Here is a 13,319-nt window from a genome sequence, read left to right on the forward strand (position 1 = left end):
GGGATCAGTGCGGCCGTACTTCTTCTTCAGTTACGCCCGGCGGGACTACGAGGCCGGGGACGCCTTCGTCGACCAGTTCTTCAACGACCTGCGGGACGAGCTCGGCCGGATCGAGCCCGCCGCCGGCGCCGAGGAGCTCGCCTACCGCGACACCGAGCGGCTGCGCCTGGGCGACAACTGGGAGCAGCAGCTCGCCCAGATGCTGGCCCGCTGCCGGGCCATGGTCGCGCTCTACTCCCCGGCCTACTTCGCCAGCCTCTACTGCGGCAAGGAGTGGACGGCGTTCCGCGGGCGGGTCCGCCGGCACGAGGAGCTGGCCGGCGAGGTCGTCCCGGCCCTGATCCCGGTGCTCTGGGAGACCCTGCCGGGGGAGCTGCCGGACGAGGTGCGGAAGATCCAGTTCGTCCAGCAGGGCATGGGCGACGCCTACGCCCGTTCGGGCCTGCGCGACCTGCTGCGCACCGACCCGCTCGGCCCCGACTACCGGCGGGTGGTCCGGGTGGTCGCCGAGCGGATCCGGGACGCGGCCGCCCGGCGGCTGGGCGAGCTGCCCGAGTTCGACCTCGGCGCCGTCCGCGGCTACTTCCCGGTGGTGCCGTCGATGCGGCCCGCGCCCACCGCCGGGATGGTCCGGCTGTTCATCGCCGCCGGCCGCTCCTCCGACGCCGCCGCCGCCGAGGCGGGCGGCTCGTCCCGCGGTGGCTGGTACGGGGCCAAGCCGTGGCAGTGGGCGCCCTACCACCCGCCGACGCAGCCGTCGCTGGCGGTCCGCGCCCAGCAGGTGATCACCTCCGCCGGGCACACCACCACCCTGGAGGAGGTCGGGCCCGGCCTCGGCGAGAAGCTCGACCGGGCCCGGGAGGACAACCAGGTCAGCGTGCTGCTGGTGGACCCGTGGATGGCCGGCGGCGAGGTCTACCGGCCGGCGCTGCGCGAGTACGACGACCAGAACCACCCGGTCACCGGCGTGATGGTGCCGGCCGGTACGGACGACCCGCCGGCCGGGCCGGAGCGCGACGCGCTGTGGACCGGCGTGCGCAGCGTGTTCCGGCGCAACTGGTTGCGCCGGAGCGACCTGGAGCACTTGTTCCGCGTCGCGGTGGGCCGGGAGAGCTTTGACACGGACCTCACCATCATGGTGACGGTTGCTCAGAACAAGCTCATGGACGACAACTTCGATTGGGGGGACGATGTCGACGGCGCCGCCTTCGGCTTCGGCCCCGACGGCGAGGACGCCGCCCCGGCGATGCCCGGGCTGGCCATTCCGGCCGGGCCGCCAGGACCGCGCCGCAGCCCGGACGGCGCGGCGGTGCCGTCGAGGAGGGAACAGGACGATGTTCACTGAGCCCGGAACTGACCCGGAGCGGACCGGACCGGGGTCGGTCGTCACCTTCTACTCGTTCAAGGGCGGCACCGGCCGGACCATGGCCCTGGCCAACGTCGGCTGGATCCTGGCCAGCCGCGGCCTGCGCGTCCTGGTGGTCGACTGGGACCTGGAGGCGCCCGGCCTGCACCGCTACTACCACCCGCTGCTGGTCGACCCCGAACTGCACGCCACCGACGGCCTGATCGACCTGCTGCGGGCGTACGTCAAGCAGGCGCTGCCCACCGCCGCCGGTCCGGGCGGGCTCGCCCCCGCCGACTGGCTGGACGAACCGGGCCGGCTGGGCGGCTACATCTGCGGCCTGGCGCTCGACCTGCCGCCCGGCGGCCGCCTCGACTTCCTGCCGGCCGGGCGGCAGAACGCCGCCTACCCCGCCGCCGTCACCAGCTTCAACTGGCGCAGTTTCTACCACGGCCGGGACATCCGGGGCGGCGAGTTCCTGCGCGAACTGCGCGACCGCTGGGCCCGGGCCTACGACTACGTGCTGATCGACAGCCGCACCGGGGTCAGCGACACCTCGGGCATCTGCACCGTCCTGATGCCCGACTCCGTCGTCGACTGCTTCACCTTCAGCGCGCAGAACATCCGCGGCGGCGTGGACGCGGCCCGCACGATCGCCGAGGCCGAGGAGCGGGCCATCCGCGTCCTGCCGGTGCCGATGCGGGTCGAGGACGCCGAGCAGGAGCGGCTCGAAGCGGGCCGGGACTACGCCCGCGAGGCGTTCGCGCCCTACCTCGGCCGCTGGCTGGGGGCCGAGCGGCGGGCCGCCTACTGGAGCGATGTCGAAGTCCCGTACAAGCCCTTCTACGCCTACGAGGAGGTGCCCGCCACCGTCGCCGACCGGCCGCAGGAGGCGCGCAGCCTGCTCAACGCCTTCGAACGGCTGGCCGGGTGGATCACCGACGGCCGGGTCCGCACGCTGCGCCCGCTCACCGGGGACGCCCGCCGCCGGCTGTACGGCGCCTACCTGCGCTCCACCCGCACCATGCCCCGCCAGGTCTTCGTCAGCTACGCCCCCGAGGACCGGATGTGGGCCGAGTGGGCCGCCGCCACCCTCACCGGCTTCGGCTACCAGACCTCCCTGCACAACGCCGCCGAGCCCTACCCCGGCGGCCGTCCGCCGGAGGCCGCCGGGCCGCTGGACGGCCAGGGCCGGCTGCTCGCGCTGCTCTCGCCCGAGTACACCGCGCTGCCCCGCGCGGCCGAGGCCTGGCAGCTCCTCAGCGGGCGCGAACTGAGCTCCGGCTCGCCGGCCCTGGTGGCGCTGCGGCTGCAGGACTCGGACGAGCCGGTGCCCCGCCCGTTCGTCGGCCCGGCCGTCCCCGACCTGGTCCGCTCCTCGGCCGTGCTCGCCGAGTCCCAGCTGTACAGCGAGCTCGGGCCGCCGCCGGGCAGCAGCAGCCGGCCGGACGGGGACAGCGGGGAGCACGCCGCCCCCTCGCGCTTCCCCGGCACCGCGCCCAAGATCCAGGAGGCGCCCTCGCGCAACGCCTCCTTCACCGGGCGCGGCCGGCTGCTGGAGCTGCTCCGCAACCGCTTCACCGGCGGCCCCGGCGCGGTGCTCAGCCAGGTGCTCTACGGCTTCGGCGGCGCCGGCAAGTCGCAGATCGCCGCCGAGTACGCGCACCGCTTCAAGGCCGCCTACGACGTGATCTGGTGGGTGCCCGCCGAGGAGCCCGCCAACATCCCGCAGAAGCTCGCCGAACTCGCCCCCCGGATCGGCGTGCAGAGCAGCGACGACGTCGCCCACACCGCCGTCGCGGTGCTGGACGCGCTGCGCCGCGGCGAGCCGTACCGCCGCTGGCTGCTGGTCTACGACAACGCCGGCACCCCCGAGGAGCTGGCGCCCTGGCTGCCGGCCGGCTCCTCCGGCGGGCACGTGCTGATCACCTCGCGCAACCAGGGCTGGTCCAAGCACGCCGGCCTGGTCGAGGTCGACGTCTTCACCCGGGAGGAGAGCGTCCGGCTGCTGCGCCGCTTCAACGGCGGCCTCGCCCCGGACGACGCCGACCAGGTCGCGCACCGGCTCGGCGACCTGCCGCTCGCCGTCGGCCAGGCCGCGGTCTGGCTGCAGGAGACCTCGATGCCGATCGCCACCTACCTGGAACTGCTCGACGAAGAGCTCACCGAGATGCTGGAGCGCACCCGGCTGCGCACCGCCGAGTACCCGCACTCGGCCGCCGCCACCTGGCGGATCTCGGTCGAGGAGCTGCGCCGGATGAACGGCCCCGCCGCCCAGATCCTGGAGATCTGCGCGTTCTTCGGGCCCGACGCCATCCCGATGCGGCTGCTCTACAGCCGGGCCGTCACCCACGCGCTGCGGCTGCCGCCGCGCGCGCCCCGCGACAAGCTGGCGATCGGCGAGTTCCTGCGCGCCATCAACCGGTTCGGCCTGGCCCGCACCGACCAGGGCAGCGAGACCATCACCGTGCACCGGCTGGTCCAGGCCGTCCTGCGGGACCAGGTCGACGAGGATCAGCGGACCGGGCTGCGGGCGGTGGTGCACGCCGCCCTCGCCACCGCGAACCCCGGTGACCCGGACATCCCCGCGAACTGGCCGCAGTACGCCGAACTCCTGCCGCACCTGTGGCCCTCCGGCGCGGCCGGCAGCGGTGACGAGGACGTCCGGCAGTGGATCATCGACTCGGTCCGCTACCAGTGGAAGCGCAGCCTGCACGAGTCCGGCCGCGACCTCGCCGAGCGCACCCTGGAGATCTGGCGCCAGGAGGACTACGGCGGCGCCGGCTTCGACGCCGAGAACGACGCCCAGACCCTGATGCTGCGCACCCAGCTCAGCAACATCCGCCGCTCCCAGGGCGCCCTGCACGAGGCGTACGCGATGGACCAGGACATCCTGGACCGCTTCACCGCCACGCTCGGCCCCGAGCACTCGCACACCCTCGCCGTCGCCAACAGCCTCGGCGCCGACCTGCGGTTCCTCGGCCGGTACGAGGAGGCCAGGGCGCGCGACCGCAGGACCCTGGACGCGGCCCGCCGAACCCTCGGCCCGGACCACCCGCGCACCCTCATGATCACCAACAACCTGGCGGTCTCCGACTACCTCGCCGGCGACCGCCGGGCCGCCCTGGAGCGCCACCGCAGCAACTACCTCCAGCAGCGCGACGCCCTCGGGGCGCACAGCCTCTACGCGCTGTCCTCCGCCTCCAACTACGCCCGCGACCTGCGCGAGACCGGGCGGCTGCGGGAGGCCCTGGACCTGCTGGAGGAGACCGTCCGGATCTACCAGCAGACCATCGGCGACGGCCACACCGACACCCTGCGCGCCCGCAAGAACCTCGCCGTGGCGCTGCGCCGGGCCGGCCGGTACAACGAGGCGCTGGAGATCGACGAGGACATCTACCAGCGCTACCTGGACATCAACGGCGCCGAGCACCCCGACACCCTGGCGGCCGCCACCAACCTGGCCAGCGACCTCAGCGCGCTCGGCGACACCGACCGGGCCATCCAGCTCGCCGAGCGCGCCCTCGCCCGCTACCGGGACTACCTGGGCGAGGACCACCCGGTCACGCTGGCCGGTGCCAACAACCTCTCCGTCTACCTGCGGCTGGCCGGCCGGACGGCGCAGGCGCGGGAGCTGTCCGGGCGCACCCTGGCGCAGTTCCGGGCCGTCCTCGGCGACCAGCACCTGTACATACCGATCGCGATGATGAACCACGCCAACGACCTCGTCCTGTCCGGGGAGCCGGCGGCCGCGCTGGCCTTCGAGGAGCAGGCGGCGCCGCTGATGGCCGAGACCCTCGGGCCGGACCACTACGACTCGATCGGGGTCAACTCCAACCTGGCGCTGTCGCTGGCCGCGGCGGGGGAGGGCGAGCGCGCGGCCCAGCTGCGCGGCGACTGCATCCGCCGGGCCCGGCAGACGCTCGGCGAGGAGCATCCGACCACGGTGGCGGTCAAGGCGGGGCTGCGGCTGGACTCCGACATCGAGCCGCCGTCGGTGTGAACTCCACCGCGGTGGCCGGTCCGCGGCGGGCTAGGCTCGCGGGCATGGTGCCGTTCCGCCAGTTCCTGCTCAAGGTCCACAGCCGGTGCAACCTGGCCTGCGACTACTGCTACATGTACGAGGCGGCGGACCAGAGTTGGCGCCGGCGGCCGCGCCGGATGGAGCTGGCGACGGTCCGCCGGGTGGCCCGGCGGATCGCCGAGCACGCGGCCGGGTGCGGGCTCGACGAGGTCGGGGTGATCCTGCACGGCGGTGAGCCGCTGCTCGTCGGGGCCGGCCATCTGGACGCGCTGCTGGCGGAGTTGGCCGGAGTCGCGCCGAGGGTGCGGTTCAGCCTGCAGACCAACGGACTTCGGCTGCTGGACGAGCCGGCGCTGCTGGAGGTGCTGCACCGGCACCGGGTCGCCGTCGGGGTGTCGCTGGACGGCGCCGCCCCCGACCACGACCGGCACCGGCGGCTGCCGTCCGGCGGCGGCAGCTGGGAGCGGACGGCCCGGGCGCTGCGGCTGCTGGGTTCGGACCGGCACCGGGAGCTGTTCGCCGGGCTGCTCTGCGTGGTGGACCTCGCCGCCGATCCGGTCGCCACCTACGAGGCGCTGCTGGAGTTCGCGCCGCCGCGCGTCGATCTGCTGCTGCCGCACGGGACCTGGGCGGCCCAGCCGGCCGGGGTGCGGCGGTCGCTGCCGACCCGCCCGCCCTCGGGCGAGGACGCGGCGCCGTACGGGGAGTGGCTGATCGCCGCCTTCGACCGCTGGTACGGCGCCTCGCGGCGGGAGACCGGGGTACGGCTCTTCGAGGAGCTGGCGGTGCTGCTGCTCGGCGGCCGCGCGGCCAGCGAGGCGGTCGGGCTGGCCCCCGTGGACCTCGTGGTGGTCGAGACGGACGGCACGATCGAACAGGCCGACAGCCTCAAGGTGGTGGCCGACGGCGCCGCCGGGACGGGGCTGGACGTGTTCCGGCACGGCTTCGGCGAGGCCGCCGCCCACCCGGCGTTCCGGGGCCGCCAGCGCGGCCTCGACGGGCTCGGGCCGGTCTGCGCGGCCTGCCCGCTGGTCCGCGTGTGCGGAGGCGGCCTGTACGCGCACCGCTACCCCGGGCCGGACGCCGGGGGCGGCTTCGCTCACCCGTCCGTGTACTGCGCGGACCTGGACCGGCTGATCCGCCACATCGCGGGGAGGCTGCGGGCGGACACGGCCGCTGCGACGCGAGGAGGATGACCGGTGGCGGGTACGGGTGGGCGGACGACGGACGGACTGCCCCGGCACGGGGTGGACCGGGCGACCTTCCGGGCGATCGCGGCCGCGCGCGGCGGGCCGGAGGCTGTCCGGCTGCTGCGCGCCGGACAGCTGAGCAAACGCGCGCTGCTGCTCCTGGCCCTGCGGCGGGCGGCGCCCGAGGACACCGCCTACCAGGCGGCCTACGCCGAGCTCCGGGCGTCGCAACGGGCCGACCGGGCACGGTGGGAGGAGGTGCTGTTGCGGCCGGAGCTGGACGCCTGGGCGGCCGACCGGCTGCGCGCCCGCGCGGCGGGTGAGACCGTCCGGCTGGACGGGCTGGCGGAGTTTCTCCGGGCCGCGCCGGGCGAGCCGCTCCGGCTGGAGTGCGACGGGCTGCGGTGGACGCCGGCGATCGACCACGCCGGGCCGCGCCGGGTGGACTACGGCCGGCCGCCGGCCGGGCCCCTCGACGAGCGGGAACTCGCCCACTGGCGCACCGAACTGGCCCTCGCCTGGCAGGTCCTGGTGCGCCGCCACCGGCCGTACGCGGAGGCCGTCGCGGCCTGCGTCACCACGATCGTCCCGCTGCGCCCGGCCCCGGGCGGCGAGGCGGTCAGCGCCGCCGCCCGCCGGGCGTTCGGCGCGGTGGCGGCCTCGCGACCGGGGGATCCGGTGCTGCTCGCGCTCGCCCTGGCACACGAGTTCCTGCACCTCCAACTCGGCGCGCTGCTCGACCTCGTGCCGCTGCACCACCCCAACGGCGCCGCCGTCCACCACGCTCCCTGGCGCCCCGACCCGCGCCCGGTCGGTGCCCTGCTGCAGGGCACCTACGCGCACCTCGGGGTGGTGGACTTCTGGTGCGCCGAGCTGGCCGCCGGCGCGGGGGACACGGGCCGCGCCGCCGGGGAGTTCACCCGGTGGCGCGGCCACGCCCTGACCGCGGGCGCCACCCTGCTGGACAGCGCGGAGCTCACCGGGCACGGCCGCGAGTTCACCGAGGAACTCGTGCGCACCGTACGCGAATTGGACGGTCCTCGATAGCGTGCGGGTCGCCCCGCGTTACGGCGGGGCACCGGTCTGTCGCGCGGTAGTGATGATTGCCGTAAGAATGAACAAGAGAAATGTTATTGACGAACGCTCAGGCGTTCGGCCGGCCCGTCGCGGGGCCCCCGGGAGCCGTGCCCCGCGTGGGCCGCGCCGGGGCTTACCGGCGTCCGGGCCGCGGGCGACCCGCCGGGCGCCCCGGTGGGCGGCGGCGGCGAGGAACCGGGGCCGCCGAGTCGCCGCAAGGGCCGAGGGAACGCTTCGGCGCGCGCCACGGCGAAGTGCGCGACCGCCGGACGGGTGAATTCTTGAGGCTTCGGGCGCCGCCACAGGGCGTCGACCGGGCGTGGAGACCAACTTGAGACCGCAAGGTGCCGCGCGGACGTCGCGCTGGCACTACATTGGTCGCAATCGGGTGGCTTACCCACCCCCGGCAGGTCCTAACCGCGCCTAAGGAACGAATATGACACCGGTAATCAGCACCAGGCCAGGCACCGAGCTGACGGACCCCCAGGACCTGGACCGAGGCCCCTCGCTCGCCGCACTCGCCGCCCTCGGCGCGGAGGAGCTCGCCGCCCGACTGCAGCGCGCCCTGCCCGGCGCGGAAGCCGGTCGCGTCGCGGTCGCCGCCTTCAATTCCTCGATCTGACCGGTCCGGGAATGCCGGACCGGATTTCCGTCCGACCGGGCCCGAATTCACCAGATCTACGATGAAGCGAATTCCGCTGCCTTTCTCGCAATTCGTGGTCAAGGTGCACAGTCGCTGCGACCTCGCCTGCGACCACTGCTATGTCTACGAGCACGCGGACACCAGTTGGCGCACCCGGCCGAAGGTCATCGGCGACGAGGTCCTGGCCAAGGCCGCCGAACGGATCGGCGCGCACGCGGCCGCGCACCGGCTGCCCGGCGTCCGGGTCGTCCTGCACGGGGGAGAACCCCTGCTCGCCGGCCCGGACCGGCTGCGCGGGGTGGCCGAGGCGCTCCGGGCGGCGCTCCCGCCCGGGTGCGCCCTCGACCTGCGCATCCACACCAACGGCGTCCTGCTGAACCGTGAATTCTGCTCCCTGTTCGCCGAGCTGGGCGTCGGGGTGGGCATCTCGCTGGACGGCGACCGGGCCGCCAACGACCGGCACCGCCGGTTCGCCGACGGGCGCAGCAGCCACCCCCAGGTGCTGCGGGCCGTGGCACTGCTGCGCGAACCGGAGTTCCAGCACCTCTACGCCGGACTGCTCTGCACCATCGATGTCGAGAACGACCCGGTGGCCGTCTACCGCGCGCTGGCCGAACTCCAGCCCCCCGCGGTCGACTTCCTGCTGCCGCACGCCACCTGGGACGATCCGCCGAAACGCCCCGCCGGCCGGGGCGAGCACCCGTACGCCGACTGGCTGCTCGCCGTGCACGACCACTGGGAGGCCGACGGGCGGCGCTTCGCCGTCCGTACCTTCGAGTCGGTGCACCGGACGCTGCGCGGGTTCACCAGCCTCACCGAGTCGCTCGGCCTGGAGCCGTCCGACCTGGTCGTGCTGGAGACCGACGGCACCTTCGAGCAGGTCGACAGCCTCAAGACCGCGTTCGACGGCGCCCCCGCGACCGGCTTCGACGTGTTCGCGCACAGCCTCGACGACGTCGCCCGGCACCCCGGCATCGTCGCCCGCCAGTCCGGCCTGGCCGGGCTCGCCGCCACCTGCCGCGGCTGTCCCGTCGTGCGCACCTGCGGAGGCGGCCTGTACGCCCACCGCTATCGGGGCCACGATGGTGGCGGCGGCTTCGACAACCCCTCCGTCTACTGCGGGGACCTCATGACGCTCATCAACGGCATCACGGCGCGGAGCGGGCCGGTCGCCCTGCCGGCCCAGGTCGCCGCACCGGTCGTGCCGGCGGCGCTCGCCCCGGCGCAGCTCGACGAACTCGCCCGCGGATACGGCGGCGCGGACACCGTGCGCGCGCTGGGCCGCTCCCAGCTCGCCCTCACCCGGGCGATGCTGGCCGCCGCCTGGGACGCCTCGGGCCAGGGGCGTCCGGAGGCGTGGGCGCTGCTGTCCGAGCTGGACGCCGCCGCTCCGGCCGCCGTCTACACCGTGCTCGCCCACCCGTACGCCCGCGCCTGGGCCGCCCGGCAGCTGGCCGGCGACCTGGGGACCGGGCTGGGCCCGCTGGCGGGCCTGGCCGCCGCCGCGGCGGTGCGGGCCGGGCGGGGCGACGCCGTCGCCGTACCGGTGCGCGGCGGGTGGCTGCACCTGCCGACGCTCGGGCGGATCGCCCTCCCCGACGGGGAGGCGGTCGTCACCGGCCGGGCCGACGGGTTCACCGTCCGGGCGGCCGACGGGTCGGTGCGCACGGCCCTGGACGAGCCGCTGCGGCGGATCCGGCTGGCCGGGGGGTGGACCGTCGCGCTGGAGGACGTCGACCCGCTGCGCGACAGCCACGACCACGCCGTGGCGGAGCGGCTGCCGGACGGCGAACTGCTCCACTGGACCGGTGCGCTGCGCGAGGCCTGGGAGCTGCTCGGGCACGACCTGCCGGGGTACGCGGACGGCATCCGGGTGGGGCTGACGGCGATCACCCCGCTGCGCCCGGGCCCGGCCGGGCGGGACGTCAGTTCGGCCGCCCGGCAGGCGTTCGGGGTGGTCGCCATCGCCCGGCCCGCCACCGCGCCGACCCTCGCCCTGCTGCTCGCGCACGAGTTCCAGCACGTGAAGCTCGGCGCGGTGCTGGACCTGCTGGACCTGTACGACCGGAACGACGACACGCTGTACCTCGCCCCCTGGCGGCCCGACCCGAGGCCGCTCGAAGGCCTCTTCCAGGGCACCTACGCCCATCTGGCCGTCACCGAGTACTGGGGCACCCGCACGCTCGCGTACGACGGCCTGCCGGGTGAGGCCGCCGACCGGGCGCGGCTGCAGTTCGCGCTCTGGCGGCAGTACACCGCGGAGGCGGTCGAACGGCTGGCCGGGTCCGGCTCGCTGACCGCGCTCGGCCTGCGCTTCGCGGACGGCATGCGGGCGGCGGTCGCCCCCTGGCTCGCGGTGGCGCTGCCCGACGCCGCCGAGCGGGCGGCCAGGCTGGCCCGGGAGGAGCGCGCGATGGCCGGCGGCTGAGCCTCCCCCCCGCCCGCGTCCACCGTCCGCCGCCCTCACCCCCGGGGAGCCGTCATCCTCACCGAACTCCGTGCCCTCACCGAGGCCCGGCTGACCGAGCACGTCACGGCCCTCGGGGTCCGCCCCGGCGCGGTCGTGCACGTCCAGGCGTCGCTGCGGTCGCTCGGCCCGGTGGCGGGCGGGGCCGCGGCGGTCGTGGCGGCGCTGCTGGCGGCGGTCGGCGACCGCGGCACCCTGGTCGGGTACACGGCCACCCCCGAGAACTCGGCCACCTCCCGCATCCACGCCACCGCCACCGCCGGCCTCTCGCCCGCCGAGGTCGCCGCCTACCGCGCCCTGATGCCGCCCTTCGACCCGGCCACCACCCCCTGCTCCCCGACCATGGGAGCCCTCTCGGAGGCGATCCGCACCCACCGGGACGCCCACCGCAGCCGCCACCCCCAGACCTCCTGGGCCGCCATCGGCCGGCACGCCCGGCGGATCACCGAACGGCACCCGTACGACTGCCACCTGGGCCCGGACTCCCCCCTCGGCCGGCTCTACGACCTCGACGCCCGGGTGCTGATGCTGGGCGTCCCGATGGCCAACTTCACCGCCTTCCACCTGGCGGACCTGCGGATGCCCGACGTCCCGCTGCGCGAGTACCGCTGCCGCGGCGCGGAGGGCTGGATCTCCTTCAAGGCCCCCGAGCTCGACGACCTCCACTTCGGCGCGCTGGGCGCACAGGTCCTCCGCGAGGCCGAGGGCGTGACCGCGGGGGAGATCGGCGGCGCGCCGTGCCGGCTCGTCCCGGTCCGCGAGGCCGTCGACCTCGCCGAGCGGATCCTCCGCCGCTCCCGCGCCTGAGCGGCGGACCTGAGCGGCGGCCCTGACCGCCGGGCGCGCCGTGGCGCGGCCCCCGGGCCGGGCCGCCGTCGCACCCGGTTCGTTTCGGTCATGTCAATTCGTGCGGGGCGAGGTGCTATTCCATTAGTCCCGCAGTCGTTCCTACACTGAAGCCCCGCGTACGGGGACTCGCGGTAAAGAGGTTGCCGGCGGGCCAGGGGGAGGCGCGTGTGAACGACCATGGCTGGGACGAGGACGCCGCCCGGCCGTACTTCTTCCTCAGTTACGCCCACACCCCGAGATCGGGGGCACGCGGTGCGGGGGATCCCAACCACTGGGTGCGGCAGCTGTACCGGGACCTCTGCGAGGCGGTGCTCCAGCTCACCACGGTGCCGGCGGGAGTCCCGGTCGGTTTCATGGACGAGTCCATGCACCAGGGGGAGTTGTGGGCCGAGCGGCTCTCCGAGGAGCTGGCCACCTGCCGGGTCTTCGTGCCGCTGTACTCGCCGCGCTACTTCAACAGCGTTCCGTGCGGCCAGGAGTGGCACTCCTTCACCCGCCGCCCCGTGTACCCGGCGAACCTCGACTCGGAGCGGACCAGCGGGATCGTCCCGGTGCTCTGGGCGCCGATGAGCCGCTACCGGCTGCCCCGGGTGGCGAGCGAACTCCAGTTCAACCACACCAGTTTCGGGCCGGACTACGCCACCGAGGGCCTCTACGCGCTGATGAAGCTCACCTACTTCCGCTCCGCCTACGAGCTCGCCGTGCACCGGCTGGCCCGGCGGATCGTGGAGGTGGCGGAGGAGACGGTGATCCCGGTCGGGCGCCGACTGGACTTCAACTCCCTGCCCAGCGCGTTCGACGTCACCGCGCCCACCAAGCAGCTGCGGATCTCCGTGCTCTCCTACCACCGGGGCGAGCTGCCGGGCGACCGCAACCCCGACTACTACGGTGCCAAGCGGACCGACTGGCACCCCTACCGGCCCGCCGCCACCCGCCCGCTCGCCGAGCACGCCGTCCGCCTCGCCCGGCAGCTGGGGTTCCAGGCCACCGTGCACGAGTTCGACGACGAGGCCGAGGCGATCATCGCGGGCAGTGAACCCAGCGCCCCCGGCCTGCTGCTGCTGGACCGCTGGGCGCTCCAGGACGAGCGGCGGCGCGAGCTGGTCCGCCGCTTCGACCGCTCCGACTCCACCTGGGTGAGCGTCCTGGAGCCGTGGAACCAGGACGACCCGGACTGCGTGGAGCGGCACCGGGAGATGGGCGAACTCAGCGACCAGATACTGCGGATCACCCACCGGTCGGCCCGGCCGAGCTTCCTCGGCGCCGTCGGCGGGACCCCCGGGCTGGGCAGTCTGGAGGAGTTCGACGACGCGCTGCCGCGGGCCGCGATGAAGGCCAAGTACGCGTTCGAGGGCCGGACCAGGACCGAGCCCGACGAACCGGCACCACCGCGGCCCAATCTGCGCGACGCCTTCCGCCAGGGACGCGGCCGGGACGGGCCGGGCCCCGCTCCCTTCGGCGACGACGACCACTCAGCCAGCGACTTAGGCGACCGCCCGGACCACGGGACGCCGCCCGGGGGAGGAATCACATGAGCGAGCGCAGCGAGCGAATCATCGGGGGCGGCGCGTCTCGTGAGGCGGCTGTCGAGTGCGGCGGGGTGGGCGTGTGAGCGAGCGCAGCGAGCGGATCATCGGGGGCGGCGCGTCTCGTGAGGCGGCTGTCGAGTGCGGCGGGGTGGGCGTGTGAGCGAGCGCAGCGAGCGGATCATCGGGGGCGGCGCG

General features: G+C 74.9%; 8 protein-coding genes. All 8 read left to right on the plus strand.

From position 1 onward, the window contains the following. The first annotated feature begins 7 nt into the window (after nucleotides 1-7). The 8 genes from ABZ495_RS12020 to ABZ495_RS12055 all read left to right on the plus strand — a co-directional run bounded on the left by ABZ495_RS12020 (nucleotide 8) and on the right by ABZ495_RS12055 (nucleotide 13,130). On the plus strand, nucleotides 8-1,345 hold the full coding sequence (locus ABZ495_RS12020; RefSeq protein ID WP_352291451.1) for a TIR-like protein FxsC: 1,338 nt from the start codon (nucleotides 8-10) through the stop codon (nucleotides 1,343-1,345). Beyond that, entirely contained in the window at nucleotides 1,335-5,348 is a 4,014-nt protein-coding gene (fxsT, locus tag ABZ495_RS12025) for an FxSxx-COOH system tetratricopeptide repeat protein (RefSeq protein ID WP_359803796.1), read from the plus strand. The genes ABZ495_RS12020 and fxsT overlap by 11 nt, the downstream gene beginning before the upstream one ends. A 44-nt stretch (nucleotides 5,349-5,392) precedes the next feature. Beyond that, on the plus strand, nucleotides 5,393-6,565 hold the full coding sequence (locus ABZ495_RS12030; RefSeq protein WP_359835554.1) for an FxsB family cyclophane-forming radical SAM/SPASM peptide maturase: 1,173 nt from the start codon (nucleotides 5,393-5,395) through the stop codon (nucleotides 6,563-6,565). A 3-nt stretch (nucleotides 6,566-6,568) separates the two neighbouring features. After that, nucleotides 6,569-7,606, plus strand: coding sequence for an HEXXH motif-containing putative peptide modification protein (locus ABZ495_RS12035; protein WP_359803794.1), 1,038 nt, complete (start codon nucleotides 6,569-6,571; stop codon nucleotides 7,604-7,606). 466 nt (nucleotides 7,607-8,072) lie between these two features. Next, nucleotides 8,073-8,258 (plus strand): FxSxx-COOH cyclophane-containing RiPP peptide, encoded by a 186-nt coding sequence (gene fxsA / locus ABZ495_RS12040; RefSeq protein ID WP_329489205.1) that lies wholly within the window; start codon nucleotides 8,073-8,075, stop codon nucleotides 8,256-8,258. Nucleotides 8,259-8,319: 61 nt separating this feature from the next. Then, nucleotides 8,320-10,707, plus strand: coding sequence for an FxsB family cyclophane-forming radical SAM/SPASM peptide maturase (locus ABZ495_RS12045; RefSeq protein WP_359835556.1), 2,388 nt, complete (start codon nucleotides 8,320-8,322; stop codon nucleotides 10,705-10,707). Nucleotides 10,708-10,842: 135 nt separating this feature from the next. Beyond that, a complete protein-coding gene (locus ABZ495_RS12050) occupies nucleotides 10,843-11,553 on the plus strand; it encodes an AAC(3) family N-acetyltransferase (protein WP_359835558.1) in 711 nt (236 codons plus the stop codon). Between the two features lie 209 nt (nucleotides 11,554-11,762). After that, nucleotides 11,763-13,130 (plus strand): TIR-like protein FxsC, encoded by a 1,368-nt coding sequence (locus ABZ495_RS12055; protein ID WP_359803791.1) that lies wholly within the window; start codon nucleotides 11,763-11,765, stop codon nucleotides 13,128-13,130. Nucleotides 13,131-13,319 lie beyond the last annotated feature (189 nt).

The sequence above is a fragment of the Kitasatospora sp. NPDC005748 genome, assembly GCF_040630735.1.
Lineage (GTDB): Bacteria > Actinomycetota > Actinomycetes > Streptomycetales > Streptomycetaceae > Kitasatospora.